This window comes from Vallitalea maricola (assembly GCF_036985595.1).
Classification (GTDB): domain Bacteria; phylum Bacillota; class Clostridia; order Lachnospirales; family Vallitaleaceae; genus Vallitalea; species Vallitalea maricola.
In genome coordinates, this window is record NZ_BTPU01000410.1 from 1 (window position 1) to 252 (window position 252).

The 252-nt window shown below is 43.7% G+C and carries 1 pseudogene; it reads right to left on the minus strand.

The window, feature by feature from the left end:
- Positions 1-252, minus strand: a pseudogene (locus AACQ14_RS24480) (sugar ABC transporter permease); the annotation flags it as partial.

Sequence of the window (252 nt, forward strand, 5' to 3'; positions counted from 1 at the left end):
GTGTGAGCGTCCTTTAAGTTGAAGGCATAAAATAGGAAGTAAACCAGTACGATAATTAAGTGGAAGGCACCACGGATCAACATAAAGAGGGAGTTGTCGCGTCCGCGCATTTCACCAAGTGTGATAAGATTTCCTAGCTCACCAGAAGCGATCGCAAAGAAATAGATTAGAAAGGCCAGTGTCACACCTAAGAAGATGAACCCCTTGGCTTTCTGTTTGTTATAAATTTGTCCAAGTCCTGGAATCAGGGAC